The sequence below is a fragment of the Pseudomonas sp. Pse35 genome (assembly GCF_024519715.1).
In the GTDB taxonomy this organism is placed as follows: domain Bacteria; phylum Pseudomonadota; class Gammaproteobacteria; order Pseudomonadales; family Pseudomonadaceae; genus Aquipseudomonas; species Aquipseudomonas paracarnis.
Genome location: NZ_JALJRP010000011.1, coordinates 34,976 through 59,782 on the forward strand (window position 1 = coordinate 34,976; position 24,807 = coordinate 59,782).

24 protein-coding genes and 1 pseudogene are annotated in these 24,807 nt (G+C 60.5%); 17 read left to right on the forward strand and 8 right to left on the reverse strand.

Annotated elements, in window-relative coordinates; all coding sequences use genetic code 11:
- Window positions 1–145: 145 nt before the first annotated feature.
- The 4 genes from OC445_RS12030 to OC445_RS12045 all read left to right on the forward strand — a co-directional run bounded on the left by OC445_RS12030 (window position 146) and on the right by OC445_RS12045 (window position 4,489).
- Complete coding sequence (locus tag OC445_RS12030) at window positions 146–910, forward strand: sulfite exporter TauE/SafE family protein (protein ID WP_054896987.1); 765 nt, start codon at window positions 146–148, stop codon at window positions 908–910.
- A gap of 42 nt (window positions 911–952) precedes the next feature.
- The gene (locus OC445_RS12035; RefSeq protein ID WP_057975038.1) at window positions 953–1,849 is read left to right on the forward strand and encodes a LysR family transcriptional regulator; all 897 of its coding nucleotides are present in this window, start codon (window positions 953–955) and stop codon (window positions 1,847–1,849) included.
- Between the two features lie 103 nt (window positions 1,850–1,952).
- Entirely contained in the window at window positions 1,953–2,846 is an 894-nt protein-coding gene (locus OC445_RS12040) for an NAD-dependent epimerase/dehydratase family protein (RefSeq protein ID WP_198791557.1), read from the forward strand.
- Window positions 2,847–3,043: 197 nt separating this feature from the next.
- Window positions 3,044–4,489, forward strand: coding sequence for a SulP family inorganic anion transporter (locus tag OC445_RS12045; protein WP_089042347.1), 1,446 nt, complete (start codon window positions 3,044–3,046; stop codon window positions 4,487–4,489).
- A gap of 121 nt (window positions 4,490–4,610) precedes the next feature.
- Here OC445_RS12045 and OC445_RS12050 read toward each other — a convergent pair whose 3' ends face one another.
- Window positions 4,611–4,985, reverse strand: coding sequence for a lysozyme inhibitor LprI family protein (locus tag OC445_RS12050; protein WP_060765099.1), 375 nt, complete (start codon window positions 4,983–4,985; stop codon window positions 4,611–4,613).
- A 243-nt stretch (window positions 4,986–5,228) separates the two neighbouring features.
- Between OC445_RS12050 and OC445_RS12055 the strand changes: the two genes are divergently transcribed.
- The 5 genes from OC445_RS12055 to OC445_RS12075 all read left to right on the forward strand — a co-directional run bounded on the left by OC445_RS12055 (window position 5,229) and on the right by OC445_RS12075 (window position 11,945).
- Complete coding sequence (locus OC445_RS12055) at window positions 5,229–6,578, forward strand: gluconate:H+ symporter (RefSeq protein ID WP_233097383.1); 1,350 nt, start codon at window positions 5,229–5,231, stop codon at window positions 6,576–6,578.
- 20 nt (window positions 6,579–6,598) lie between these two features.
- Window positions 6,599–7,459, forward strand: a complete 861-nt coding sequence (locus OC445_RS12060) for a MurR/RpiR family transcriptional regulator (protein ID WP_186527653.1) — start codon at window positions 6,599–6,601, stop codon at window positions 7,457–7,459.
- A 1-nt stretch (window position 7,460) separates the two neighbouring features.
- A complete protein-coding gene (locus tag OC445_RS12065) occupies window positions 7,461–8,939 on the forward strand; it encodes an N-acyl-D-amino-acid deacylase family protein (RefSeq protein WP_054921533.1) in 1,479 nt (492 codons plus the stop codon).
- A gap of 113 nt (window positions 8,940–9,052) precedes the next feature.
- Window positions 9,053–11,500: a dermonecrotic toxin domain-containing protein gene (locus OC445_RS12070; protein ID WP_262020168.1), complete on the forward strand. Its 2,448-nt coding sequence runs from the start codon at window positions 9,053–9,055 to the stop codon at window positions 11,498–11,500.
- A 76-nt stretch (window positions 11,501–11,576) separates the two neighbouring features.
- Window positions 11,577–11,945: a glyoxalase superfamily protein gene (locus OC445_RS12075; protein ID WP_054896979.1), complete on the forward strand. Its 369-nt coding sequence runs from the start codon at window positions 11,577–11,579 to the stop codon at window positions 11,943–11,945.
- Window positions 11,946–12,020: 75 nt separating this feature from the next.
- On the opposite strand, the gene OC445_RS27110 is transcribed toward OC445_RS12075, so the two are convergent.
- Entirely contained in the window at window positions 12,021–12,884 is an 864-nt protein-coding gene (locus OC445_RS27110) for a methyl-accepting chemotaxis protein (protein ID WP_370706066.1), read from the reverse strand.
- A gap of 39 nt (window positions 12,885–12,923) precedes the next feature.
- Window positions 12,924–13,940 (reverse strand): annotated as a pseudogene (locus OC445_RS27115) (methyl-accepting chemotaxis protein); the annotation flags it as partial.
- 255 nt (window positions 13,941–14,195) lie between these two features.
- Here OC445_RS27115 and OC445_RS12085 point away from each other — a divergent pair.
- Window positions 14,196–14,813 carry an FKBP-type peptidyl-prolyl cis-trans isomerase gene (locus tag OC445_RS12085; protein ID WP_034128752.1) on the forward strand — a complete coding sequence of 206 codons (618 nt, stop codon included), beginning with the start codon at window positions 14,196–14,198 and terminating at the stop codon, window positions 14,811–14,813.
- A 60-nt stretch (window positions 14,814–14,873) separates the two neighbouring features.
- Here the strand turns inward: OC445_RS12085 and OC445_RS12090 are convergent, their stop codons facing one another.
- The 3 genes from OC445_RS12090 to OC445_RS12100 form a co-directional block, all read right to left on the reverse strand.
- Window positions 14,874–15,131, reverse strand: coding sequence for a hypothetical protein (locus OC445_RS12090; RefSeq protein WP_005791321.1), 258 nt, complete (start codon window positions 15,129–15,131; stop codon window positions 14,874–14,876).
- Window positions 15,132–15,291: 160 nt separating this feature from the next.
- Window positions 15,292–15,633, reverse strand: a complete 342-nt coding sequence (locus OC445_RS12095) for a zinc ribbon domain-containing protein YjdM (protein ID WP_034128750.1) — start codon at window positions 15,631–15,633, stop codon at window positions 15,292–15,294.
- A 170-nt stretch (window positions 15,634–15,803) separates the two neighbouring features.
- Window positions 15,804–16,772 carry a polyprenyl synthetase family protein gene (locus tag OC445_RS12100; protein WP_003194086.1) on the reverse strand — a complete coding sequence of 323 codons (969 nt, stop codon included), beginning with the start codon at window positions 16,770–16,772 and terminating at the stop codon, window positions 15,804–15,806.
- Between the two features lie 239 nt (window positions 16,773–17,011).
- On the opposite strand from OC445_RS12100, the gene rplU reads away from it, so the two are divergent.
- The 7 genes from rplU to OC445_RS12135 all read left to right on the forward strand — a co-directional run bounded on the left by rplU (window position 17,012) and on the right by OC445_RS12135 (window position 22,625).
- Window positions 17,012–17,326, forward strand: a complete 315-nt coding sequence (gene rplU / locus OC445_RS12105; RefSeq protein WP_007950961.1) for a 50S ribosomal protein L21 — start codon at window positions 17,012–17,014, stop codon at window positions 17,324–17,326.
- A 34-nt stretch (window positions 17,327–17,360) separates the two neighbouring features.
- Window positions 17,361–17,618: a 50S ribosomal protein L27 gene (gene rpmA, locus OC445_RS12110; RefSeq protein ID WP_003176049.1), complete on the forward strand. Its 258-nt coding sequence runs from the start codon at window positions 17,361–17,363 to the stop codon at window positions 17,616–17,618.
- Window positions 17,619–17,810: 192 nt separating this feature from the next.
- A complete protein-coding gene (gene cgtA / locus OC445_RS12115; RefSeq protein WP_003194084.1) occupies window positions 17,811–19,034 on the forward strand; it encodes an Obg family GTPase CgtA in 1,224 nt (407 codons plus the stop codon).
- Between the two features lie 109 nt (window positions 19,035–19,143).
- A complete protein-coding gene (gene proB, locus OC445_RS12120; RefSeq protein ID WP_019817476.1) occupies window positions 19,144–20,262 on the forward strand; it encodes a glutamate 5-kinase in 1,119 nt (372 codons plus the stop codon).
- 16 nt (window positions 20,263–20,278) lie between these two features.
- A complete protein-coding gene (locus OC445_RS12125; protein ID WP_003194082.1) occupies window positions 20,279–20,743 on the forward strand; it encodes a CreA family protein in 465 nt (154 codons plus the stop codon).
- Window positions 20,744–20,845: 102 nt separating this feature from the next.
- On the forward strand, window positions 20,846–21,328 hold the full coding sequence (locus OC445_RS12130) for a glutathione peroxidase (protein ID WP_198791553.1): 483 nt from the start codon (window positions 20,846–20,848) through the stop codon (window positions 21,326–21,328).
- A gap of 193 nt (window positions 21,329–21,521) precedes the next feature.
- Complete coding sequence (locus tag OC445_RS12135; RefSeq protein ID WP_034128747.1) at window positions 21,522–22,625, forward strand: NADH:flavin oxidoreductase; 1,104 nt, start codon at window positions 21,522–21,524, stop codon at window positions 22,623–22,625.
- On the opposite strand, the gene OC445_RS12140 is transcribed toward OC445_RS12135, so the two are convergent.
- Both OC445_RS12140 and cysZ read right to left on the reverse strand, forming a co-directional pair.
- Window positions 22,594–23,796: a glycosyltransferase family 4 protein gene (locus tag OC445_RS12140; protein WP_034128746.1), complete on the reverse strand. Its 1,203-nt coding sequence runs from the start codon at window positions 23,794–23,796 to the stop codon at window positions 22,594–22,596. The genes OC445_RS12135 and OC445_RS12140 overlap by 32 nt on opposite strands.
- A 54-nt stretch (window positions 23,797–23,850) precedes the next feature.
- On the reverse strand, window positions 23,851–24,615 hold the full coding sequence (gene cysZ, locus OC445_RS12145; protein WP_198791552.1) for a sulfate transporter CysZ: 765 nt from the start codon (window positions 24,613–24,615) through the stop codon (window positions 23,851–23,853).
- Window positions 24,616–24,807: the final 192 nt, after the last annotated feature.

Below are 24,807 nucleotides of genomic sequence, written 5' to 3' on the forward strand. Positions count from 1 at the left end.
TCAGCTCCCACACTTGAATGTATTCACAATTCCAAATGTGGGAGCTGGCTTGCCTGCGATAGCGTCATCAGCCTCACACAAAACAAGAGGCTACCTCAGTATATGGCGAATTTTCAGCCACTCTCCAGCCCTGCACAATCGGTGCATGAATACCTTCCTCGCGTTCTACCAAAACCTCGGCCCCGCCCTGACAGCGCTGGTCATCACCACCTTCCTGCTGGCCGGTACGGTGAAGGGCGTCATCGGCCTGGGCTTGCCCACTGTAGCCATGGGTATGCTTGGCCTGGCTATGCTGCCGGCGCAGGCTGCGGTATTGCTGATCATTCCTTCGACGGTGACCAACCTCTGGCAACTGTCCTTTGGCGGGCACTTGGGTGCCTTGCTCAAACGCCTGTGGTCGATGCTGTTGCTGATCTTCCTCGGCACCGGGCTGGGCACCTTGTGGCTGGGCATGGGTAGCGGACCTTGGGTGGTGCGTGCCCTGGGCGCGGCTTTACTGGTGTATGCGCTGAGCGGGTTATTCCTGCCAACCTTCAAGGTCGCGCCCCGAACCGAGCGTTGGCTGGGCCCCTTGTGCGGGGTGATCACCGGCATCATTACCTCGGCCACCGGTGTCTTCGTGATCCCGGCGGTGCCGTACCTGCAGGCGCTGGGCTTGAGCCGTGATCAGTTGGTGCAGGCGCTGGGGCTGTCGTTCACCGTGTCGACGTTGGCACTTGCCGCCGGGCTGGCCTGGCGCGGGGCACTGGGCGGCGGTGAAATGGGCGCGTCATTGCTGGCGTTGGTGCCGGCATTGCTGGGGATGTGGCTGGGTCAGGTGGTGCGCCGACGCATCAGTGCGCTGTGGTTCAAACGTGGATTTTTCACCGGCATGGCGTTGCTGGGAGGCCATTTGTTGCTGGCTGGTTAATAATGGCCGTGCCTGTGTCAGCCGACAAATCAAGGACCGCCCGTGAAAGCCCGTTCCGATGAGCTACAGATCTTCGTCAGCGTGATTGAATGCGGCTCGATTTCCGCCGCCGCCGAAAAGGTCGGGCAAACGCCATCGGCAGTCAGCCGTACCTTGTCGCGCCTGGAAGCCAAACTCGACACCACCTTGATCAACCGCACCACGCGGCGCATGGACCTGACCGAAGAGGGCAAGTACTTCTTCGAGCAGGCCAAGCTGATCCTTGCGCAGATGGATGAGCTGGAAGAGCGCCTGTCATCGCGCCAGAAAAAACCGGCCGGCCGCCTGCGTATCAATGCCGCCGTGCCGTTCATGCTGCATGGGGTCGTGCCGTATATCGCCGAATTTCGCAGCCTTTACCCGGATATCCAGTTGGAGCTCAACAGCGATGATTTGATCATCGACCTGCTGGAGCAAAGCACCGACATCGCCATTCGCATCGGCGCCCTTGCCGACTCGACCCTGCATGCGCGTTTCCTGGGCAGCACGCCGCTCCATGTTCTGGCCAGCCCCGGCTACCTCAAGCAATACGGCACGCCGACGACCGTTGCCGAGTTGGCTGATCACACCTTGCTGGGCTTCACCCACACCGAGACCCTCAACCACTGGCCGCTGCGTCACGGCGAAGGTGACCGCTGGCTGATTCAGCCCAGCGTCAGCGCCTCCAGTGGCGAAACCGTGCGCCAGTTAGCGCTGCAGGGGCAGGGCATTTGTTGCCTGTCGAATTTCATGACCGTCGCTGACATCGACGCCGGCCGCCTGGTGCCCATGTTGGAGGTGTTCAACAGCGGTTATCGCCAGCCGATCCACGCGGTGTTCTATCGCAACTCGCAATTGGCGCTACGCATCCAGTGCTTCCTGGACTTTATTCAGGCCAAGCTGGCGCGGTATGCGCGCTGATTCGTGACCTGAGCGCAAGAGTGAATTGGGCCGCACGGGCTTATTCGGCAGCCGTGGGGGCTGGATACTGGGCGCATCACTTACCCAGTCAGGAGCAACCTCCATGAATGTATTCGTTACCGGTGCAGCAGGGTTTATCGGCGGTTCGATCGCCACCGGCCTGGTCAACGCCGGCCATCACGTCACCGGCCTGGTGCGCAGCGCCGAACAAGCCGCTGAACTGACCGCGCTGGGCATCACGCCGGTGGTCGGCACCCTCGACGACGCAGCGGTATTGACCGAGCAGGCGCAGAAGGCCGATGCGGTGATCAACGCCGCCAGCAGCGACCACCGCGGCGCCGTGCAAACTTTGCTGGCCGCCTTGAAAGGCTCGAACAAGCCGTTCCTGCATACCAGCGGTTCGAGCATCGTCGGCGATGCGTCGGGCGGTAAAGCCAGTGAAGTCATCTACTTTGAAGACAACCTGCCTGAGCCGACCGTCGACAAGGCTGCCCGCGTGGCCATCGACAACCTGATCCTCGCGGCGGCCAATGACGGCGTGAATTCGGCGGTGATCTGCAACACCCTGATCTACGGCCACAGCCTGGGCGTGAAGCGTGACAGCGTGCAATTGCCGCGCTTGCTCAAGCAGGCGCGCAAAAGCGGGGTAGTGCGCCATGTGGGCAGCGGGCAAAACATCTGGTCCAATGTGCATATTGAAGATGTGGTCGCCCTGTATCTGCTGGCGCTGACCAAAAACGTCCCGGGTACTTTCTACTTTGTGGAAAGCAGCGAAGCAGCATTCATCGACATGACCACGGCGATTGCCCAAGCGCTGAACCTGGGCGAGCCGCAGGATTGGCCATTGGCCGAGGCTGAGGCCGAGTGGGGGTATGAAATGGCCAACTATGGCTTGGGCTCCAATAGCCGAGTGCGCGGCAAGCACGCTCGTGAGCTGTTGGGTTGGGTGCCCAAGCGTACTTCGGTGGTGGAGTGGATTCGCGACGAGATGGTGTGATGTTTGCTTAGCACCGCAGTGCGGTCATCGCAGGCAAGCCAGCTCCCACACTTGAATGTATTCACAATTCCAAATGTGGGAGCTGGCTTGCCTGCGAAAGGGGCGGCTCGGTACATCAGACCTGACACTTCACTAGCCCCACCCGCCGCAATTCCGTACCATCCCCCGCCTAATTCCCCGCAATTCCCTGGTACTCCATGAACCTCACCCGTCTGCGCGCCGACGCCTTGGCCGGCCTCACCACGTCTTTCGCCTTGCTGCCCGAATGCATCGCCTTTGCGCTGGTGGCTCATCTCAACCCGCTGATGGGCCTCTACGGTGCTTTCATCATTTGCACCCTCACCGCGTTGTTCGGCGGCCGCCCGGGCATGGTCTCGGGCGCCGCCGGTTCGATGGCGGTGGTGATCGTCGCGCTGGTGGTGCAACACGGCGTGGAGTATTTGCTGGCGACGGTACTGCTGGGCGGGTTGATCATGGTCGCTTTCGGCCTGCTGCGCCTGGGCAAGCTGGTGCGCATGGTGCCGCATTCGGTGATGCTCGGCTTCGTCAACGGCCTGGCGATCATCATTGCGCTGGCGCAACTGGAGCATTTCAAGAGCGGTGAAACCTGGCTCAGCGGCACGCCGTTGTACGTGATGACCGGGCTGGTGGCGGCAACCATGGCCATTGTGTATCTGTTGCCTCGTCTGACCCGTGCTGTACCGCCCGCGCTGGTGGCGATTCTCGGTGTGGGCCTGGCGGTGTACCTGCTTGGCCTGCCGACGCGCACCTTGGGCGATATGGCGCACATCGCCGGTGGCTTGCCGACTTTCGCCCTGCCGCAGATCCCCTGGACCCTGGAAACCCTCGGCATCATCGCGCCCTACGCGTTTTTGATGGCGATGGTTGGCCTGTTGGAAACCTTGCTGACCCTCAACCTCACCGACGAAATCACCGAGACCCGTGGTTATCCTGACCGCGAAAGCGTGGCCCTGGGCGCGGCGAATATGGTCTCGGGCCTGTTTGGCGGCATGGGGGGTTGCGCGATGATCGGGCAAACCGTGATCAACCTCAGCTCCGGCGGGCGTGGGCGCTTCTCCGGGGTGTTTGCCGGGGTGATGATTCTATTGTTCATTCTGTTTCTGTCGCCACTGATCGAGCGGATCCCGCTGGCGGCGTTGGTGGGCGTGATGTTCGTGGTGTCGCAACAGACCTTCGCCTGGGCGTCGTTGCGGGTGATCAACAAGGTGCCGCTCAATGATGTGCTGGTGATCATGGCGGTGACGATCATTACGGTGTTCACCGATCTGGCCACCGCCGTACTGTGCGGTATCGTCATCGCCGCGCTGAACTTCGCCTGGCAGCAGGCGCGGGAACTGTACGCCGATGAACACCTGGAGGCCGATGGCAGCAAGCTCTATCGGCTGCATGGCACGTTGTTCTTCGCCTCGACCACGCCGTTTTTGAATCAGTTCGACCCGGCCAACGACCCGGCCCAGGTCACACTGGATTGCCGTCACCTGAGCTTTGTCGACTATTCGGCGATTGCCGCCCTGATGACCCTGCGCGAGCGCTACACCAAGGCTGGCAAGCACCTGCGGGTGCTGCATTTATCCGAGCGCTGCAAAAAACTGCTCAAGCGCGCCAAGGTTCATCACGACTGATTGAGCCCCTGTGGCGAGGGAGCTTGCTCCCGCTGGCGTGCGAAGCGCGCCCAGGATTTTGGGGCCGCTGCGCAGCCCAGCGGGAGCAAGCTCCCTCGCCACAGGGGGAGAGCTGTAGCAGTTACGGGCCGACCAGGTCTTCCAGCTCCTGGGCGCGGGTCTGGGTCATGTCCAGCACGCAGCCTGAGCCGTTTACCTGATCAATCGTGCCGCCGGTGGCGCTGCCTGCGAAGGCGCAGTTGGCGTCGCGGTATTTGATCCACAGGCGCTGCAGGTCTTGCAGTTGCTGTTTGCGCGGCCCTTCCTGGGCGGCGAGGGCGGTCTTGTAGGCGCGGTTCAGGCGGTCGTCCTGCACCTTGGTTTGCCGGGCGTTGCAATTGACCATGTCTGCGGTGGTATTGGCGCTGTCCATGCATTTTTTCAAGGCAGGGTTGTCGGCGGCATAAGCGCTGCTGCACAAGAGCAGGACGCTGGCGGCAATTGTGGTGCGAATCATGAGCGGGTTCCTGGGCAATGGATGCGCATTCTATGACTCAAGGGCAGCGACTGAGTTTCCGCCTTCTCTGATCTTCATGTAAGAACACCCCCCGAATTTTCATCCACCCATGTCGGGCATATCCCCAAGCGACAGCGCTTATCCGTGGGCGAAAATTACTTTCATGAAAATTGAAAATGCTCCTCGGGAATGATTTATGAGTTTCACAACCAATTCGACGTGACCCTTTCCGAGGAGTACCGCATGGCCGCATCACCGGGCTTCGGGCTGTTGGCATACGCTGCCATCGCCATCATTGCATTGATCGTGCTGATCGCACGCTACCGACTCAACCCCTTTATCGTGATTACCCTGGTGTCCATCGGCCTGGCGCTGATGGCCGGGATGCCGGCGGACACCATCATGGGCTCGTACGAGGCGGGTGTCGGCAAGACCCTGGGGCATATCGCCCTGGTGGTGGCGCTGGGCACCATGCTCGGCAAGATGATGGCCGAGTCGGGCGGCGCCGAACAGGTGGCGCGCACGCTGATCAACCGCTTCGGTGAGCGCAATGCCCACTGGGCGATGGTGTGTATTGCGTTTCTGGTGGGGCTGCCGCTGTTTTTCGAGGTCGGCTTTGTACTGCTGGTGCCGATTGCCTTTACCGTGGCGCGACGCGTGGGCGTGTCGATCCTGATGGTTGGGCTGCCGATGGTCGCCGGCCTGTCGGTGGTGCATGCGTTGGTGCCGCCGCACCCGGCGGCGATGATGGCGGTGCTGGCCTATAACGCCTCGGTCGGGCAGACGGTGCTGTATGCGATTTTGATTGGCATCCCCACGGCGATCATTGCCGGGCCCGTCTACGCCAAGTTCATCGTGCCGCACATTCATTTGCCAGCGGAAAACCCGCTGGAGCGCCAGTTCATCGAGCGTGAACCGCGTACGCGCCTGCCCAGCTTTGCACTGACCATAGGCACCATCCTGTTGCCGGTGGTGCTGATGATGATCGGCGGCTGGGCCAACGTGATTTCTACGCCGGGCAGCGGTTTCAACCAGTTCCTGTTGTTTATCGGCAACTCGGTGATCGCCCTGTTGGTGGCGACCCTGGTGAGTTTCTGGACCTTGGGCCTGGCCCAGGGCTTCAACCGCGAGTCGATCCTCAAGTTCACCAACGAATGCCTGGCGCCGACCGCCAGCATTACCTTGCTGGTGGGCGCGGGCGGTGGTTTGAATCGCATCCTGGTGGACGCAGGCGTGACCAATGAAATCCTCGGCCTGGCCCATGCGTTTCACTTGTCGCCGCTGGTAATGGGCTGGCTGTTCGCGGCGTTGATGCGTATCGCCACGGGCTCGGCCACGGTTGCCATGACCACCGCGTCCGGAGTGGTCGCGCCGGTCGCCTTGGGCCTGGGTTATCCACACCCTGAATTGCTGGTGTTGGCGACCGGTGCAGGCTCGGTGATCTTTTCCCACGTGAACGACGGCGGCTTCTGGCTGATCAAGGAATACTTCAATATGACGATCATCCAGACCTTCAAGACCTGGACCGTACTCGAGACCCTGATTTCGCTGGTCGCCTTCGGCCTGACCTACGGTCTGTCCCTTGTGTTATGAGCCTGTAACCCGGAGCCCCCATGGACATCCTCTATCAGATCCGCGCCCGCCAGGACACTTTCAGTGCCGGCGAAGGGCGTATTGCCAAGCTGATGCTTGAGGATGTGGGCTTTGCCGCGTCCGCCAGCCTGGAGGAACTGTCGCAACGGGCTGAGGTGAGTACCGCCACCTTGTCACGCTTCGCCCGCAGCGTGGGCTGCCGTGACTTGCGCGATTTGCGCCTGCAGTTGGCCCAGGCCAACGGCGTGGGCAGCCGCTTCCTGGACCCGGCGGGCAAGCCAGAACAGTCAGCGTTTCATCGGCAGATTCTGGGGGATATCGAGGCGACGTTGCGTCAGCACCTTTCGGGTTTCAATCAGCGCAGCTTTGGCGATGCGGTCAAGCTATTGGGTAAGGCCCGGATGATCCATGCGTTCGGCATGGGCGGGCCGTCGAGCCTGTGCAGCGATGAGTTGCAGGTGCGCCTGGTGCGTCTGGGCTATCCGATTGCCGCCAGCCACGACCCTGTGATGATGCGTGTCACGGCGGCGACCCTGGGGCCCGAACATGCCGTGATCGCCTGCTCACTCACGGGCCTGACCCCGGAGTTACTGGAGGTAGTGACGCTGGCGCGCAACTACGACGCGCGGATCATTGCCATCACCCTTGCCGATTCGCCGCTGGCGCAGTTGGCGGATGTCGTGCTGCCGCTGCAATCGGCGGAAACCAGTTTTATCTACAAGCCCACTGCGGCCCGCTACGGCATGCTGCTGGCTATCGACCTGCTCGCCACCGAGTTGGCGCTGGCCCTGCCGGACGACAACCAGGAACGCCTGCGCCGGATCAAACTGGCGCTGGACGATTACCGCGGCGGCCCTGGTAGCCTGCCGCTTGGAGATTGATATGAAGTACGACACGCTGATTCGCCAGGCGCTGATCATCGATGGCAGTAACACCCCAGGGTATGTCGCCGATGTGGGCGTGCAGGCAGGGCGCATCCGTACGATTGGCGACTTGTCCACAGCCCAGGCCGAGCAGATCATCGACGGCCATGGCCGGGTATTGGCACCGGGTTTTATCGACGTGCACACCCACGACGACACGGTAGTGATTCGCCAGCCGCAGATGCTGCCCAAGCTCAGCCAGGGCGTGACCACGGTGATTGTCGGCAACTGTGGTATCAGCGCTTCGCCGGTCAGTTTGCGCAGCGACCCGCCGGACCCGATGAACTTATTGGGCAACCGTGAGCAGTTCTGTTATCCGCGGTTCAGCGATTATCGCAACGCGGTGCAGGGCGCCCATCCGGCAGTGAACGTCGCGGCATTGATCGGTCACACGGCGCTGCGCAGCAACCATATGGACGACCTGCATCGCACCGCCACACCGTATGAAATCGCGGCCATGCGCGTGCAGTTGCAAGAGAGCCTGGAGGCCGGTGCCCTGGGGTTATCCACAGGCCTGGCCTACGCCAGCGCCTTCAACGCCAAGACCGATGAAGTGCTGCAGCTCGTTGAGGAGCTGACGGCCTACGGCGCGGTGTACACCACGCATTTGCGCAGTGAGTTCGAACCAGTGCTGGAAGCAATGGATGAGGCGTTTCTGATCGGTCGACACGCCAGGGTGCCGGTGATCATTTCCCACCTTAAATGCGCCGGTGCCGGTAACTGGGGGCGCAGCCCGCAGCTGTTGGCGGCCCTGGAAGCAGCGGCAAAAGACCATCCGGTGGGTTGTGATTGCTACCCCTATGCCGCCAGCTCCTCGACCCTGGACCTCAAGCAGGTGACTGACGCGTTTCGCATCACCATCACTTGGTCCACACCGCACCCGCAAATGGGCGGGCGTGATTTGCAGGAGATTGCCGCCGAGTGGGGCGTTTCGCTGATGGATGCCGCCCGCCGTTTGCAACCTGCGGGGGCGGTGTACTACGGCATGGATGAGGCGGATGTGCGGCGCATTCTTGCGCACCCATTGTCGATGGTGGGGTCGGATGGGTTGCCTGAAGATCCGTTTCCTCATCCGCGCTTGTGGGGCGCTTTCCCACGAGTGCTAGGGCATTTCAGCCGGGATGTCGGATTGTTCCCGTTGTACACGGCGATACACAAAATGACCGGGCTGTCGGCGGCGCGTTTCGGCTTGGCCCAAAGAGGAGAAATTCGCGAGGGGCACTGGGCTGACCTGGTGCTCTTCGACCCTGCGCGGGTGCGTGACATGGCGGATTTCAAGACGCCTCAGCGTGCGGCCGAAGGGATTGAGCGTGTGTGGGTAAACGGCGTCTTGAGCTACAGCGAAGGGCAGTCGAACACACGGCGTGCGGGTCGTTTTCTGGCGCGCAGCGGTGATTTGCGCCGAGGTTTTCAGCTTGGTGCGCGGGATGCGATCTGACAGTGCTCGGCCCGATAGCGTGTCTGAATATGGCCAATCAGCGCTTACAAAAAGCTAATTGATTGCAAAGGACGGCTCTCTAGCATGTGCAGGTCTTATTACGGAGAGCCTGTATGAACACTCAGCCTGTAAGCCCCAGCCAACTCGCTAACCGGGCCGGCAACGCCGTCATTTCATCTACCGTCACGCCGCCTGACGCCGCGGTGAATGAGGGCGTCGATGCGATGTCGGCGTTCCCTTTTCCGCGTGACACGATCAAAGGCTGGATCCAGGAAAAAGTCTGGAACCTGACCAATCAATGGATCGACCCCGACAAGGTATACCTGCATCAGTTTTCTCCTGCCAACAGTACCCACACTGGCAGCGCCGTGACCGGGTGGGAACATCGCGGAGTTCCCGAGTCGTCCATGACGCTGACCGATGCCGTGGCCAGTGATTTTTTCTCGGCGGAACGCTACGGCACGGCCGGCAAGGCTCAGGCGCTGGCGCATTTCGTGTCTTCGAATACCAGCCCGTTTTCGTTGCTGGACAGCGAAAGTGTGCCGGATTTTTTCAGCCGGCTGGGCAAGTTCATTTTCGACCGGACGGGGCCGGGATACCTCTACTCGAAAATTCACGATGACGTGCCCAACGCCGTGGAGACCTGGCGTGATCTGGACGCCGCCTATGGCCTGTACCTGGATGGGCCGGGAAGGGGCACCTACGACGCCGGCAACCAACTGCGCATGAAGCCCAGCGAGCTGTTGAACCTGGTGCGTGAGGGGGACCTGCAGAAAAAGGTGATGACCAGGCTGGACAATTTTTGGATGCAGCACGGCGACGAGTGGCGGATGCTGGCCAAGCAACAGTTCGTGATGGAGGCCCGGGCCGCGCGCGCCCTCAACCAACAAGACTCCAGCCAGGGCCTTAGCCCGCAGGCTTATGCCGAGGTGATGAAAGCGGCGGCGTCAGGTGTACCGCTCGAGGGGCCGATGTCCAAGGCCCAGTTACAGGCGCAGACGACGCCGGGTCCGGACACCAGGGTGTTTTGCTTCGATATCAATGGTTATAAGTCCAATGACATCCTGCGCTTCATCTCCAAGAGTGGTACCGAAACCCTCTATGTCCCCGGCGCAAAACCCGCGATCCAGACTTTCAAGGACCGAGCCGCCGTGGACCAGTGGGTGCTCGAACAAAGCAAGGACCCCGCCAAAGCCAAGGTGCTGGAGGAACATTTCTCGCTGCGTGATCGTCAGCAGGGCGTGTTTGGCGCCCTGAGTGCCAACGGCGTGGACGTCACCCTGGCCAAGCTGGGTGCAGGCACCCAGGCAGCGAATGACAGTGTTATCGATACTTTGAATTATCCAATCGGCGGGGACGTGTTTTCCTTCATGGCCAGCCAGACACGCCAACGCATCGACAATGATGCAGACACCGAAATGAAATCCAACGCCGAAGTGCGCAAGGACGACGCACTGGCTCTGTTGCAAGCCGGCAACGCAATATTCTCCATCCCCATGGCCTTGCTCGGGCCTATTGGTCTGGCGCTTGGCGCCGTCTCTTACACGGCACAGGTAGGAATGGAAATCGACCAGGCCGTGGAGGGTGACACTCAGGCCGAGCGCAAGAATGGGCTGCATTCGGCTGTGATGGACGTCGCGACGATGGCTTTTTTTCACGCCCTCGGCAAGGCCGGCCCTTCCACGGCCGATCCCGCTGTCGAGTCCGGCGCTCAACCGACGACGGCGCAAAAGCCGTTTTTCAACTATCGCCGCGTGAACGGGCAGATCGGTGTGCTGATGAGTCCGACCGAACCTGCGCGGCTACCCGAAAAACCAGCAAACGGGTTGAATCCTGCGTGGGACCCATCCATGGAGATTTACCTGCAAGGTGGGGCCAAGCGTCCCTCAGTGCAGCCCCGTTATGAGATCGTCGAGGAGGGCCCGTCTACGGCGAAGAAGCCCAAACTCGAGGACTCGGAAAACGAACTGTCGCAGAATGAGGAGTCGCCGTCTTCGGTGGTTTCCGATGCCACGTCCTCCGGGGATTACGAGCCGTACGACGATAGCAACGTGCTCAAGGTCAATCCGTTCAAGGCCGGCGTCCAGGTGCCTGATGGTGGGTATTTCAACAGTCGAGGCATGATTGAACGTACCGATATACCCAAGTTGTACCGCGTCGAAAAGGCGGATCGCGTAGAGCGTCGCGGTGATCCGGCAAATTATGGTTTTCGGGACTCAAACTTCTTTTCCGGGCCTGCAAAAATGATGGACGGCAATGTCGTGATGGCGTCTCGCTCAAAGGCGGCGGCGATACATTTTGGTGATGCTGCACTCGGCGGCAAGTACCACCTTTACGAAATCGACAGTCGCGGTGTTCCCGTCGTCTCTTTCAACGAAAATATCGAGGTAAACCCGCAGTTCGTCGAGGCTCGCCAGTGTGTGGCGCCTGGCACCATCGAGCGGATGCGCAAGTCGGGCCACTTGAATCAGTTTGAAGAAAGTTCCTATGAGTTCGATGAAGTGCATGTGGACAATAATCAACTGTCGAGCGCAAGGATCAGGGAAATTCACAACCATTGAGCGTGTTCACTTTGAGCGCTTGCTGAGCTAGGGTGGTCGCTCGCCAGCAACGAGCGACCGGCACTTGGAGAGTTAAATGCACTTAGGAAAAGTCACCCCCATCCTGCGGATTTTCGACGAGGCCAAGGCGTTGGAGTTCTACGTCGATTTCCTGGGGTTCAAGGTCGATTGGCAGCATCGCTTCGAGGCGAATTTTCCGTTGTACGTGCAAGTGTCGCTGGGGGAGTGTGTGCTGCACTTATCCGAGCATCATGGCGATGCTTCGCCAGGGGCGGCTGTGCGGGTCCAGGCCCAAGGGGTCGATGCGTATCAGCAGCAATTGCTGGGCAAGGAATACCGGTATGCCAAGCCTGGGGTGGAAGACACGCCGTGGGGGACGCGGGAGATGAGCATCAGAGACCCGTTTGGGAATCGATTGGTGTTTGTTGAGGAGAGCGAGGGCTGATTCTCCCATTGGCCTGTTCGCAGGTAAGGCCCTTGTGGCGAGGGAGCAAGCTCCCTCGCCACCATGGTTGTGGTGCTACACCCGGAAATGACTGACCATCTGCTGCAACTGGCTACCCAGGCGTGCCAGTTCAACACTCGACTTGGCTGTCTCATCACTGGCCGTAGCGGTCTGCTCAGACACGTCACGCACGTTCACGATACTGCGGCTGATCTCTTCCGCCACGGCGCTCTGTTGTTCGGCGGCTGCGGCAATCTGCTGGTTCATCGACTGGATATTCGACACGGTGCGGGTGATGTTTTCCAAGGATACCCCGGCCTTGCGCGTCAGTTCGACGCTGCTGTCGGTGAGGCTGCGGCTGTTGTTCATCACGCTGGCGACTTGTTGGGTGCCGTTCTGTAAGCCGGCCACCAGGCCTTCGATTTCCTCGGTGGACTTCTGTGTACGCTGCGCCAGGCCACGCACTTCGTCGGCGACCACGGCAAAGCCTCGACCAGCTTCCCCGGCACGCGCAGCTTCAATGGCGGCGTTAAGTGCCAGCAGGTTGGTCTGTTCGGCCACGGCCTTGATCACGTCCATCACGCTGCCGATCTTGTTGCTCTCTTGTTGCAGGTGCGTCATGGCGTCGGTGGAGCGCGCCACTTCGGCCGCCAGGCGTTCGATCTGGGCGATGGCTTCAGCCACCACTTTATCGCCTTCGCGGGCCTGGCCGTCAGCGTCGGAAGCGGCTTGGGAAGCCTGTTCGGCATTGCGCGCAACTTCCTGCACGGTGGCGGTCATTTCATGCATGGCGGTGGCGACCTGATCGGTCTCGATCTTCTGGCTGTTCACGCCGGCGCTGGTTTGCTCGGTCACGGCTGACAACTCTTCGGCGGCGCTGGCGATCTGAGTGACGCCGTCGCGAATGCCGCTGATCAGCTCGCGCAGGGTGGTGCCCATGCGCTGGATGCCTTGCTGCAACACGCCCAGTTCGTCGCGACGGGTCACCTGGATATTGTGGCTCAAGTCGCCCGAAGCGATGCGCTCCACCACGGCCAGGGTGTCCTGGATCGGGCGGGTGATCTGGCGGGTGATCACCCACGCGGCAATCACGCCGACCAACAGGGCCAGCAAGGTGCTGATCAGTTGCAGGCTGCGGGCCTGGGTGCTTTCGGCGTCGCGACGTTCCAGTTGGATGTCGTACAGCTTGTCGCTGATCGTCACGATGTCGGCGCCCTGAATGGTCATTTCGGCACGGGCGGTGACAATATTGGCATTGGCCGCCTTGTAGCTCTGCACGGCGCTGCGGTAGGCGCCTAGCGCGGTTTCCAGTGCGGACAATGCGCTTTGCTGGCCAGTACCGAAGGCAACGCTGAGGCCTTTCAAACCGGCGACAGCTTTTTCCAGCTGTGTAGCCGCACGGGCTTCGGTTTCTGCGTTGGGGCTATTGGTATAGCCGCGCACTTCGTAACGAGCCTGCATGAATTCGTTCTTGGCCTGGGTCACGGCCAGGAACTGCGTGAAGCGTTCCGGGCTGTCGGATGACTGCTGCACACTGGTTTCCAGCGCATTGATTTGCGCGTTGGCAATGTCGGCCTTGGCGCCCATGACATCGCGCGCAGCGTTGCCATTGCGGTACGCCTCGCGCATTTTGTTCAGGGACTGGCGGTAAGCGGTAATGACGGCTTTCTGCTCATTGAGCAGCTTGAGGTTTTCCGGGCTCTTGAAGCTGTCGAGCAGCTTCTGTTGCTGGGCGGCGAATGCATCGAGGCTGGTCTGCACGTTCTGCGCCACAGCTTCGTCGCCATTGGCCAGCATGTATTGCAAGCGCACGATACGCAGCTTGGTCAGCGAGGCATTGAGCTGGGTGATGTCGCTCATCCAATTGCTACGGTCGATCAAGCCTCCCAGGCTGGTCCAGCCAGTGAGTGCCAGGATCGAGGTGAGGACCAGCACCAGGCCGAAGCCCAGGCCGAGTTTGAGATTGACGCTGATGTTACCGAACCAGCTGTTCATCGAAAGCTCCTTGAAGAGTGATGTCTGTCTGCTGGACGGTGTGTTTTTGTTTGAGCCAGCCAAGATGTGTAGGGCTGTATCGGCGGGAAAGGATGATTCTGAAATACTTTTATTGTTCGTCGACGAAGGGTCGCCGGCGCGCAACCGCGATGCCGGGGTGGGGCTGATCACGGCCCGCTCATGTGTGCTAGTCTGCGGGCCCTTTTAGTTCTGGGCGGCGCGGGAAACCGTGGCGTCCTACAGCGGAGCCTCTTCATGTCCGAAGTTAATCTGTCCACCGACGAAACCCGCGTCAGCTACGGTATCGGCCGTCAGTTGGGCGACCAACTGCGCGACAACCCGCCACCGGGCGTCAGCCTGGACGCGATCCTGGCCGGCCTGACCGACGCATTCGCAGGCTCGCCAAGCCGTGTTGACCAAGAACAAATGGCGGCCAGCTTCAAGGTGATCCGCGAAATCATGCAAGCCGAAGCCGCTGCCAAGGCCGAAGCTGCAGCGGGCGCTGGCCTGGCTTTCCTGGCGGAAAACGCCAAGCGTGATGGCATCACCACCCTGGCTTCCGGCCTGCAATTTGAAGTGCTGACGGCCGGTACCGGCGCCAAGCCGACCCGTGAAGACCAAGTGCGTACTCACTACCACGGCACCCTGATCGACGGCACTGTGTTCGACAGCTCCTACGAGCGCGGCCAGCCTGCAGAATTCCCGGTGGGTGGCGTGATCGCCGGCTGGACCGAAGCCCTGCAACTGATGAATGCCGGCAGCAAATGGCGCCTCTACGTGCCGAGCGAACTGGCTTACGGCGCTCAAGGCGTTGGCAGCATCCCGCCGCACAGCGTTCTGGTATTCGACGTCGAGCTGCTCGACGTTCTGTAAGGCCTGCTGGTTACCTGTTGGGACGAACGCGTTCGCCCCAACAGGTATTTGCCAGTTTCTTCATGGATGGAACTTGCCATTCAAGTCGGTCGCCGGGCGCAACGCTCGTGCATAGCAGAACAGAAACAGATTCCTCACCACTTCCTTCAGCACACCAGGCTCACTGGAACTCAGGCCATTCACGTCCAGATCGCCTTGGTCCTGCAGCTCGTTCAGCGCTTCTTCCTCAAGCACCGCACAGACTTCACCGGTTTCCCGATGCAGGATTCGCAGGTAAGGGTGGGGGCGATCCAGCCAGGCATCTATCAAATAAGTCATGGTCGTTCTCCTTGATGGGTTTCAATGAGAATAATTCTTATTCGTAGAATAGCAAGCGTCTATTGGCAATTTCTGGGTTTTTCTGAGTGGGTATTGCGTTCGATCAACGCAGAGGGCGAAACGCCATCCCGCGGCGGGCGCGGGATGGAATGCAGCAGGTTCAGACTTTGCGCACGAACTCGGACTTGAGTTTCATCGGGCCGATCCCGTCGATCTTGCAGTCGATATCGTGGTCGCCGTCGCACAGGCGGATGTTCTTGACCTTGGTGCCGACCTTGACCACCAGGGAAGTGCCCTTGACCTTGAGGTCCTTGATCACGGTGATGGTGTCGCCATCCTGCAGGACGTTGCCCACAGAGTCTTTCTTCACGGTCTCATCGCCGACCACTTCGGCCTCGCCGTTGGCGGACCACTCATGGGCGCATTCCGGGCAGACCAGTTGGGCGCCGTCTTCGTAGGTGTATTCGGAATTGCATTTTGGGCAGGGTGGCAACGTGCTCACTAAAGCTCCTAGAAAGTCAGGGATGGCTAAAAGTCGCACATTATATAGGGTTTTAAACGCGGGTGGGGTTGGACTCGTCCTAATGTGGGAGCTGGCTTGCCTGCGATAGCGGCAGTGAATTCACTCCCGTCATCGCAGGCAAGCCAGCTCCCACATTAAACAGCGCGGAATCAGTGAGTACGGGCGACCGCAAACTCACTCAGCTCAACCAGGGCATCCCGGTATTCACTGGCCGGCAGCGCTTCCAGGCATGTGATCGCCCGCGCCACGTAGTCACGCGCCAGTTGCGCGGTGTACTCCAGGGAGCCCGAGGCTTCTACGGCGGCACGGATGGCTTCCAGGTCTTCGATCCCGCCTTTCTGGATCGCCTTGCGCACCAGGGCAGCCTGTTCCGGCGTGCCTTCGCGCATGGTGTAGATCAGCGGCAAGGTCGGCTTGCCCTCGGCCAGGTCGTCACCGACGTTCTTGCCCAGGGTTTCAGCGTCGCCCTTGTAGTCGAGCAGGTCATCCACCAGTTGGAACGCCACGCCCAGGTGATCACCGAACGTGCGCAGGGCCTCGGCCTGTTCGGCGGTGGCGCCACACAGCGCGGCGGCACTGTGGGTAGAGGCTTCGAAGAGCATCGCGGTTTTGCCGCGAATCACTTCCATATAGGTTTCTTCAGTGGTGCTGGCATCGCGGACTTTGGACAGTTGCAACACTTCGCCTTCGGCGATGATGCGTGTGGCCTGTGAAAGAATCTTCATCACGGGCATCGAGCCCAGTTCCACCATCATTTCGAACGAGCGCGAATACAGGAAGTCGCCCACCAACACGCTGGGCGCATTGCCCCACATCGCGTTTGCGGTCTCGCGACCACGGCGCATACCGGACATGTCGACCACGTCGTCATGCAGCAGGGTGGCGGTGTGCAGGAATTCGATCGTGGCGGCCAGTAGGCGCAGGTCATCGCCTTGACGGCCCAGGGCCTTGCCGCACAGCAACACTAATAAAGGACGCAGGCGTTTGCCGCCCGCCGACGTAATGTAGTCGCCAATTTTGGAGACCAGCGGCACTTTAGACGTCAGCTGCTGCTTGATGATGCCGTCGACGGCGCTAAAATCGTCCGCGACCGCGCGGTAGAAAGCTTGGGGTTGCATCAGCGACAGTCGCTCCAGAAGGGTTGCGCGGCATGCTAGGACCCTCACCCCCGGGTGTCAAGGCGCGATAGACGGCCCCTTGCAAGCCTCCCATAGCTTGCGTACAATCGCGCACCCTGAACTTCCTGGGCAGCACCTGCCTTACGCAATTGCATTCGGGACGTCCATCCCATGCAGCCATGCCAGCCAATACCTCTTCTTATAAAGCGCTGGGTGAGCAGGATTATCGGAGAAATACCATGTCGTACGCAGTAATTGTTACTGGTGGCAAGCAATACAAAGTCGCCCCAGGTGAATACCTGAAGATCGAGAAACTGGAAGTCGCTACTGGCGAATCCGTTACTTTTGATCGCGTTCTGTTGGTCGCCAATGGCGATGACGTGAACATCGGCGCTCCAGTTGTTGCTGGCGCTACCGTTGTGGCTGAAGTGATCTCCCAAGGTCGTCACGATAAAGTCCGCATCATCAAGTTCCGTCGTCGTAAGCACCACATGAAGCGTATGGGCCACCGCCAGTGGTACACCGAGATCAAAATCACCGGTATTCAGGCTTAATTTCAGCCTAATTCCTCACTAGGAGAATTGACTCATGGCACACAAAAAAGCTGGTGGTAGTACCCGTAACGGTCGCGACTCAGAAGCCAAACGCCTTGGCGTGAAGATGTATGGCGGCCAGAAAATCATTCCGGGCAACATCATCGTGCGTCAGCGCGGCACCCAATTCCACGCCGGTTACGGTGTTGGCATGGGTAAAGATCACACCCTCTTCGCTAAAATCGAAGGCGTGATCAAGTTCGAAGTAAAGGGCGCGTTCAACCGCCGTTACGTGAGCGTTGTCGCAGCTTAATTGCGAGATCGCTGGAAAAGCCCTGTCTTGCGACGGGGCTTTTTCGTTTGTGGAGTGAGTCTCTTGCAAAGCTGTTTGTGATGAGCTCAGGCGCAGGTTTGCGGTCGCTGATTGAGGTCGCTGCGCTCATTTTTGCAAGAGTCTTATGTCTTGGTTTCTTAAGCTCGTCCATGCGGCGAGAGGCGTTTTGTTATGAAGTTCGTTGATGAAGTTTCCATCCGAGTAAAAGCAGGCGACGGCGGTAACGGTTGCATGAGTTTCCGTCGCGAAAAATTCATCGAAAACGGTGGTCCAAACGGCGGTGACGGCGGTGACGGCGGTTCCATCTACATGATGGCCGACGAAAACCTCAACACCCTGGTCGACTACCGTTACACCCGGCACTTCGATGCCGAGCGTGGCTCCAACGGCGGCAGCACCGACTGCACCGGTAAAAAAGGTGAAGATCTGGTACTGCGCGTACCGGTCGGCACCACGATCATCGACTCTGCGACCCAGGAAGTGATTGGCGACCTGACCAAGGCCGGCCAGAAGCTGATGGTTGTGCAGGGCGGTTGGCACGGTCTGGGTAACACCCGATTCAAGTCCAGTACCAACCGTGCACCGCGCCAGACCACGCCGGGCAAGCCGGGCGAACAGCGCGACCTGAAGCTGGAAATGAAAGTACTGGCGGACGTGGGCCTGCTGGGTCTGCCGAACGCGGGTAAAAGTACCTTCATTCGCTCGGTGTCGGCTGCCAAGCCGAAAGTCGCCGACTACCCGTTCACCACCCTGGTGCCAAACCTGGGCGTGGTCAGCGTCGACCGCTGGAAAAGCTTCGTAGTCGCCGACATTCCTGGCTTGATCGAAGGCGCTTCCGACGGCGCGGGCTTGGGTATTCGCTTCCTCAAGCATTTGTCCCGCACCCGTTTGCTGCTGCACCTCGTCGACATGGCGCCGCTGGATGACACCAGCGCCGCAGACGCCGCCGAAGTCATCGTCAGCGAGCTGACCAAGTTCAGCCCGGCCCTGGCCGAGCGCGATCGCTGGTTGGTACTGAACAAGTGCGACCAGATTCTTGAAGAAGAGCACGAAGAGCGCGTCAAGGAGATCGTTGATCGCCTGGAGTGGGAAGGTCCGGTCTACGTCATCTCGGCCATCGCCAAAGAAGGCACCGAGCGCCTGACCCGCGACATCATGCGTTACCTGGAAGACCGTGCCGACCGCCTGGCGGCCGACCCGGTGTACAAGGCCGAACTCGCCGAACTCGACCAGCAGATCGAAGACGAAGCCCGCGCCCAGTTGCAGGCCCTGGACGACCAGCGTGCTCTGCGCCGCAGCGGCGTGAAGTCGGTCCACGACATCGGCGACGATGATTGGGACGAAGAAGACGTGGATGATGAAGACGGTCCGGAAATCATTTACGTGCGTGACTGATCCGTTGCGATAAACTTGAACGCCGCTCCCTGGAGCGGCGTTTTGGTATCCGGGTATAACGTTATGGGCAGCGCTGGGTCGCGCGGCCCTCACTCTAAGGTTGAAGATGATGCGGAGCAAAGTGACAGGTGCGCAGCGCTGGGTCGTGAAAATCGGCAGTGCGCTGTTGACGGCGGATGGCAAAGGTCTGGATCGCGCAGCCATGAGCGTCTGGGTCGAGCAGATGGTGGCCTTGCATGAAGCAGGCGTTGAGTTGGTGCTGGTGTCGTCCGGAGCGGTTGCCGCCGGGATGAGCCGCCTCGGCTGGACCGCGCGACCCAGCGCGATGCATGAACTGCAAGCCGCTGCCGCCATCGGCCAGATGGGCCTGGTGCAAGCCTGGGAGTCCAGCTTTGCCGAGCACGGCCGCCACACGGCGCAGGTGTTGCTGACCCACGACGACCTGTCCGACCGCAAGCGTTACCTCAACGCCCGCAGCACCTTGCGCGCGCTGGTGGAGCTCAAGGTCATCCCGGTCATCAACGAGAACGACACTGTGGTCACCGACGAAATCCGCTTCGGTGACAACGACACCCTGGCCGCCCTGGTGGCCAACCTGGTAGAGGCTGACCTGTTGGTGATCCTCACCGACCGCGATGGCATGTTCGACGCCGACCCGCGCAACAACCCCGATGCCCAGCTTATCTATGAAGCCCGCGCCGACGACCCGGCGCTGGATGCGGTCGCCGGCAGTGTCGGTGGTGCCCTGGGCCGTGGCGGCATGCAGACCAAACTGCGCGCCGCTCGCCTGGCCGCGCGTTCGGGGGCCCACACCATCATCGTCGGCGGGCGCCTGGAGCGCGTGCTCGATCGCCTCAAGGCCGGTGAGCGCATCGGTACGCTGCTGTCGCCGGAACGCGGCATGCTGGCGGCGCGCAAGCAATGGTTGGCCGGGCACCTGCAAACCCGTGGCACGCTGGTGCTGGATGCGGGGGCCGTATCGGCCTTGTCCCAAGGCAACAAGAGCTTGCTGCCGGTGGGTGTGAAGTTGGTGCAGGGCAGCTTCCGCCGTGGCGAGATGGTGGTGTGCGTTGCGCCAGACGGTCGCGAGATTGCGCGCGGCCTGGCCAATTACAGCGCCCTGGAAGCACAGAAGATTATTGGACAATCTTCCGACGCCATTGTCGGACTCTTGGGCTATATGGCGGAACCGGAACTGGTTCACCGCGACAACCTGATCCTGGTTTAACCATAGGAAATACACGATGCGCGTGATGAAGGGATTGCTCGGCCTGCTGTTGGCCATGCCGCTGCTGGCTTCGGCCGAAGAAGTCGGCCAGGTGTCGACGGTGTTCAAGTTCGTCGGCCCCAACGACCGGATTGTGGTTGAAGCGTTTGACGACCCCAAGGTCGATGGCGTGACCTGCTACTTGTCGCGTGCCAAGACCGGCGGGGTAAAGGGCGGCCTGGGCCTGGCCGAAGACCGTGCCGAAGCCTCGATCGCTTGCCGCCAGGTGGGCCCGATCCACTTCAAGGGTGAGCTCAAGGACGGCGACGAAGTGTTCAAGGAGCGCACCTCGCTGGTATTCAAGACCATGCAGGTGGTGCGTTTCCTCGACAAGAAGCGCAACACCTTGGTGTATCTGGTCTATAGCGACCGTTTGATCGAAGGCAGCCCGCAGAATGCGGTGACGGCAATTCCGATTCTGCCCTGGCCGACCGCTCAGTAACCTGCAGGCGAGTTTTGTCACGGGCGTCTATGATTGCAGCTTTGCCGGTTGTAAGCTCCGAAGGGCTGCAATGCAAAGAACATGGGATATCTGGAGTTCGTCATGAGTGCTTTCCACGATCTGAAACTCAAAGCCCTGGACGGACAAGCGCTACCGCTGGCGCCTTTCAAGGGCCAAGTTGTGCTGGTGGTCAATGTTGCGTCCAAATGTGGTTTGACCCCGCAATATGCGGCGTTGGAGAACCTCTATCAGCAGTACAAGGACCAAGGGTTTACCGTGCTTGGCCTGCCCTGCAACCAGTTTGCCGGTCAGGAACCGGGCAGCGAGGAAGAAATCCGCGAGTTCTGTAGCCGGAACTACGGCGTGACTTTTCCACTGGGCAGCAAGATCGAGGTCAACGGCCCTGATCGGCACCAGTTGTACCGCTTGCTGGCGGGCGAGGGCGCTGAATTCCCCGGGGATATCACCTGGAACTTCGAGAAATTCCTGTTGGGTAAGGATGGCCGTGTACTTGCGCGCTTCTCACCACGCACGCCCCCGGAAGACCCCTCCATCATCCAGGCCATCGAAAAAGCCTTGAGCTGACGTCAGTGAAGGCCTGATCGTTCCTACGCTCTGCGTTGATCGTTGATCGTTCCCACGCTCTGCGTGGGAATGCCACCCTGGGCGCTCCGCGTCCCGCTTTTACTCCTTAATCATTTAGATCAATAGTGCTACTCAGCGCTGCAGGCTCTCCATATTATCCGCATCATAAATTCACTCTCCCGTGGAGCGTTCCATGCCCGTCCAAGCCTTGTTCAAACCCTTCCAGCTCGGTGCATTGCAACTGTCGACCCGCGTGGTCATGGCGCCCATGACCCGCTCGTTCTCCCCTGGCGGCGTACCCAATTCCAAAGTCATTGAGTACTACCGCCGCCGTGCCGCTGCCGGTGTGGGCTTGATCATCACTGAAGGCACCGTGGTCGGGCACCCAGCCTCCAATGGCTACCCCAACGTGCCGCATTTCTACGGTGAAGCCGCCTTGGCTGGCTGGAAGAAAGTGGTCGATGCAGTCCACGCCGAAGGCGGCAAGATTGTTCCGCAGCTGTGGCATGTGGGCAGTGTGCGCCGTATGGGCACTGAGCCTGATGCCAGCGTGCCGGCTTATGGCCCGATGGAAAAGCTCAAGGACGGCAATGTCGTTGTGCACGGCATGACCAAACAGGACATCAAGGACGTGATCAACGCCTTCGCCCAGGCCGCCAAGGATGCCCAGGCCATCGGCATGGACGGCGTGGAAATCCACGGTGCCCACGGCTACCTCGTGGACCAGTTCTTCTGGGAAGGCAGCAACCAGCGCACCGACGAATACGGTGGCAGCCTGGCCAACCGTTCGCGCTTCGCCATTGAGCTGATCCAGGCCACCCGCGCCGCTGTCGGCCCGGACTTTCCGATCATCTTGCGTTTCTCCCAGTGGAAGCAACAGGACTACACCGCGCGCCTGGTGCAAACCCCTGAGGCGTTGGGTGAGTTTCTCAAGCCACTGTCTGACGCTGGCGTGGATATTTTCCACTGCTCCACCCGTCGTTTCTGGGAGCCGGAATTTGAAGGCTCCGACCTTAACCTCGCCGGTTGGACGCGTCAGCTAACCGGTAAGCCAACCATCACGGTAGGCAGCGTGGGCCTGGATGGCGAGTTCCTGCAGTTCATGGTCAACACCGACAAAGTTGCCCAGCCTGCCAGCCTGGAGAAACTCCTGGAGCGCCTGAACAACGATGAGTTCGACCTCGTGGCAGTGGGCCGTGCCTTGCTGGTGGACCCGGATTGGGCGGTGAAGGTGCGCGAAGGGCGCGAGAGTGACATCTTGCCCTTCAGTCGTGAGGCGTTGATGACTCTGGTGTGAGCGGTAAGAGGGCGGGCACCGGTTGGCCGTCCTCGCATACCCCGCGCAACTGGCGCTCGAACTGCTCGATAATCGCCGGCCAGCCCTGACGGCTGGCATGTTGTCGGGCATTCAAGCGCACTCTGCGCAACGTTTCGCGCTCCTCCAGCAGCCAGATGGCCGCGTCGCAAAATGCGTCTTCATCCCCAGGCATCGACAGTGCGCCGCTATAGCCATGGCGCAGATGCTGGCTCGCGGCGGCCTGGTCGTAAGCCACCACGCCCAGGCCAGACGCCATCGCTTCAAGCACCACATTGCCGAAGGTTTCGGTCAGGCTGGGGAACAGGAACAAATCCCCTGAGGCGTAATGCCTTGCCAGCTCTTCGCCGCGCTGCGTTCCGCAGAACACTGCATCGGGCAAATCGTGTTCCATCGACGAGCGCTGGGGGCCATCACCGACCACAATCAGCTTCATCCGCCGCATTGGATAGGCAGCCTGCAAGGCATCAAAGCAGCGCTTGAGCAGCCTCAGGTTCTTCTCTTGGGCCAGGCGTCCCACATGCAGCACGGCAATATCGTGGTTCTCCAACCCCCAATTTTCACGCATGGCGTTATCGCGTTTGGCCGGGTGGAACAATTGGCTGTCGACACCCCGGGATAACATATCCAGACGCTCAAAATGCCGGCGCTCCAGCTCCAGGCGCTGGCTGGCGCTCGGTACCAGGGTCAGGCTCGAGCGGTTATGAAACCAGCGCAGGTAATGGGTGACCACGCGGCTCAACAGGCTCAAGCCATATTGGTTCGAATACTGCTGAAAGTTGGTATGAAAGCCGCTGACTACGCCGATCCCCAGGCGCCTCGCAGCGCGCAGCGCCGAGAGCCCCAGCGGCCCTTCCGTGGCGATATACAGCACATCCGGGCGTTGGCGCGTCCAGCGGCGCAGCAACTTGCGCATTGACGATTGGCCCCATTGCAAGCCTGGATAGCCCGGCAGTGGCCAGCCGCGGCACAGCAGCAGTTCATCGTCGCTGGAGCGGTTTTGGTCGGCACTCTGGCGTGGGCGTACCAGCTCGACCTGATGGCCGCGTGAACGCAAACCCTCGCACAGGCGGCCAAGGGTATTGGCCACCCCGTTGATTTCCGGCGGGAAGGTTTCGGTAATGAGGGTGATGTGAAGCGAGGCTGTCGTCATGACCCACAGTGTCGGCGTGGGCCATGTCGCCATTGTGTCAGTGCGATGATGGATTTATGACTTGGCCGCCGCCGGCTGCGCCATCGCCTCGGCGCCTTGCTCCCGCACCCAGAACAACGTCGCCCCGGCCACCGCCGCTGGCATCATCAACAGGTTGACCACCGGCACCAGCAATACCAGGTAGACAATGCCGCCAAAACTCATGCTCTGCCAGCGTTTCTGGCGCAGCCACGCGAGCATTTCGTTCCAGCCCAGCTTGTGGTTGTCGGCCGGGTAGTCAATGTACTGGATCGCCATCATCCACACGCCAAACAGCAGCCACAACGGTGCCGCGATCAGGTTGACCACCGGGATGAACGACAGGATGAACAGGCCGATGGCACGCGGCAGGAAGTAACCCAGCTTGCGCATCTCCCGCGCCAGGGTTCGCGGGACCATGGCAGCCAGCTCACCCCAACTGAACGGCGGGAAGTCGTCGGTGCCACGTACCACGACCTCGACCTTCTCGGCGAGAAACCCGTTGAACGGCGCGGCGATAATATTGGCGAGCATGGTGAAGGTGAAAAACACCATCAGCACCACCAGCACGACAAACAGCGGCCACAACAGGTAATTCAAAAAGCCTAGCCAGTGGGGCAGCGTCGGCATCAAGCTGTCGACCCACAGGCTGAACTGATGGCCGGCGAAATAGATCAACCCGACGAACAGCACCAGGTTGATCGCCAACGGCAACAGCACAAACAGACGCAGGCCTGGGCTCAACACCAGTTTGAGGCCTTCACGCAGGTATTGCGGGCCGGAAAGAGCAGGGGCGGGCATGGAGTACTCCGAGCAGAATGGCGAACGCGCCGACCTTACCGGCTTTGCACCCGATGTGAAAGCGCGGGCAGGTAGGCGACATCCAGGGTTACAAAGGTGTCGATTAACTTGATTGCACGCATAGAGAACACCTATGAGCTGGATTGTTATTGCGTATTTCCTTAATCTTGCCCCCCTCGATACGCTGCACCC

Excerpts from the sequence above, each read along its gene's own strand:
- OC445_RS12030 (WP_054896987.1), top strand. The coding sequence starts at position 146 with ATGAATACCTTCCTCGCGTTCTACCAAAACCTCGGCCCCGCCCTGACA.
- OC445_RS12040 (WP_198791557.1), top strand. The coding sequence starts at position 1,953 with ATGAATGTATTCGTTACCGGTGCAGCAGGGTTTATCGGCGGTTCGATC.
- OC445_RS12045 (WP_089042347.1), top strand. The coding sequence starts at position 3,044 with ATGAACCTCACCCGTCTGCGCGCCGACGCCTTGGCCGGCCTCACCACG.
- OC445_RS12050 (WP_060765099.1), bottom strand. The coding sequence starts at position 4,985 with ATGATTCGCACCACAATTGCCGCCAGCGTCCTGCTCTTGTGCAGCAGC.
- OC445_RS12055 (WP_233097383.1), top strand. The coding sequence starts at position 5,229 with ATGGCCGCATCACCGGGCTTCGGGCTGTTGGCATACGCTGCCATCGCC.
- OC445_RS12060 (WP_186527653.1), top strand. The coding sequence starts at position 6,599 with ATGGACATCCTCTATCAGATCCGCGCCCGCCAGGACACTTTCAGTGCC.
- OC445_RS12065 (WP_054921533.1), top strand. The coding sequence starts at position 7,461 with ATGAAGTACGACACGCTGATTCGCCAGGCGCTGATCATCGATGGCAGT.
- OC445_RS12070 (WP_262020168.1), top strand. The coding sequence starts at position 9,053 with ATGAACACTCAGCCTGTAAGCCCCAGCCAACTCGCTAACCGGGCCGGC.
- OC445_RS12075 (WP_054896979.1), top strand. The coding sequence starts at position 11,577 with ATGCACTTAGGAAAAGTCACCCCCATCCTGCGGATTTTCGACGAGGCC.
- OC445_RS27110 (WP_370706066.1), bottom strand. The coding sequence starts at position 12,884 with ATGGGCACCACCCTGCGCGAGCTGATCAGCGGCATTCGCGACGGCGTC.
- OC445_RS12085 (WP_034128752.1), top strand. The coding sequence starts at position 14,196 with ATGTCCGAAGTTAATCTGTCCACCGACGAAACCCGCGTCAGCTACGGT.
- OC445_RS12090 (WP_005791321.1), bottom strand. The coding sequence starts at position 15,131 with ATGACTTATTTGATAGATGCCTGGCTGGATCGCCCCCACCCTTACCTG.
- OC445_RS12100 (WP_003194086.1), bottom strand. The coding sequence starts at position 16,772 with ATGCAACCCCAAGCTTTCTACCGCGCGGTCGCGGACGATTTTAGCGCC.
- rplU (WP_007950961.1), top strand. The coding sequence starts at position 17,012 with ATGTCGTACGCAGTAATTGTTACTGGTGGCAAGCAATACAAAGTCGCC.
- rpmA (WP_003176049.1), top strand. The coding sequence starts at position 17,361 with ATGGCACACAAAAAAGCTGGTGGTAGTACCCGTAACGGTCGCGACTCA.
- cgtA (WP_003194084.1), top strand. The coding sequence starts at position 17,811 with ATGAAGTTCGTTGATGAAGTTTCCATCCGAGTAAAAGCAGGCGACGGC.
- proB (WP_019817476.1), top strand. The coding sequence starts at position 19,144 with ATGCGGAGCAAAGTGACAGGTGCGCAGCGCTGGGTCGTGAAAATCGGC.
- OC445_RS12125 (WP_003194082.1), top strand. The coding sequence starts at position 20,279 with ATGCGCGTGATGAAGGGATTGCTCGGCCTGCTGTTGGCCATGCCGCTG.
- OC445_RS12130 (WP_198791553.1), top strand. The coding sequence starts at position 20,846 with ATGAGTGCTTTCCACGATCTGAAACTCAAAGCCCTGGACGGACAAGCG.
- OC445_RS12135 (WP_034128747.1), top strand. The coding sequence starts at position 21,522 with ATGCCCGTCCAAGCCTTGTTCAAACCCTTCCAGCTCGGTGCATTGCAA.
- OC445_RS12140 (WP_034128746.1), bottom strand. The coding sequence starts at position 23,796 with ATGACGACAGCCTCGCTTCACATCACCCTCATTACCGAAACCTTCCCG.
- cysZ (WP_198791552.1), bottom strand. The coding sequence starts at position 24,615 with ATGCCCGCCCCTGCTCTTTCCGGCCCGCAATACCTGCGTGAAGGCCTC.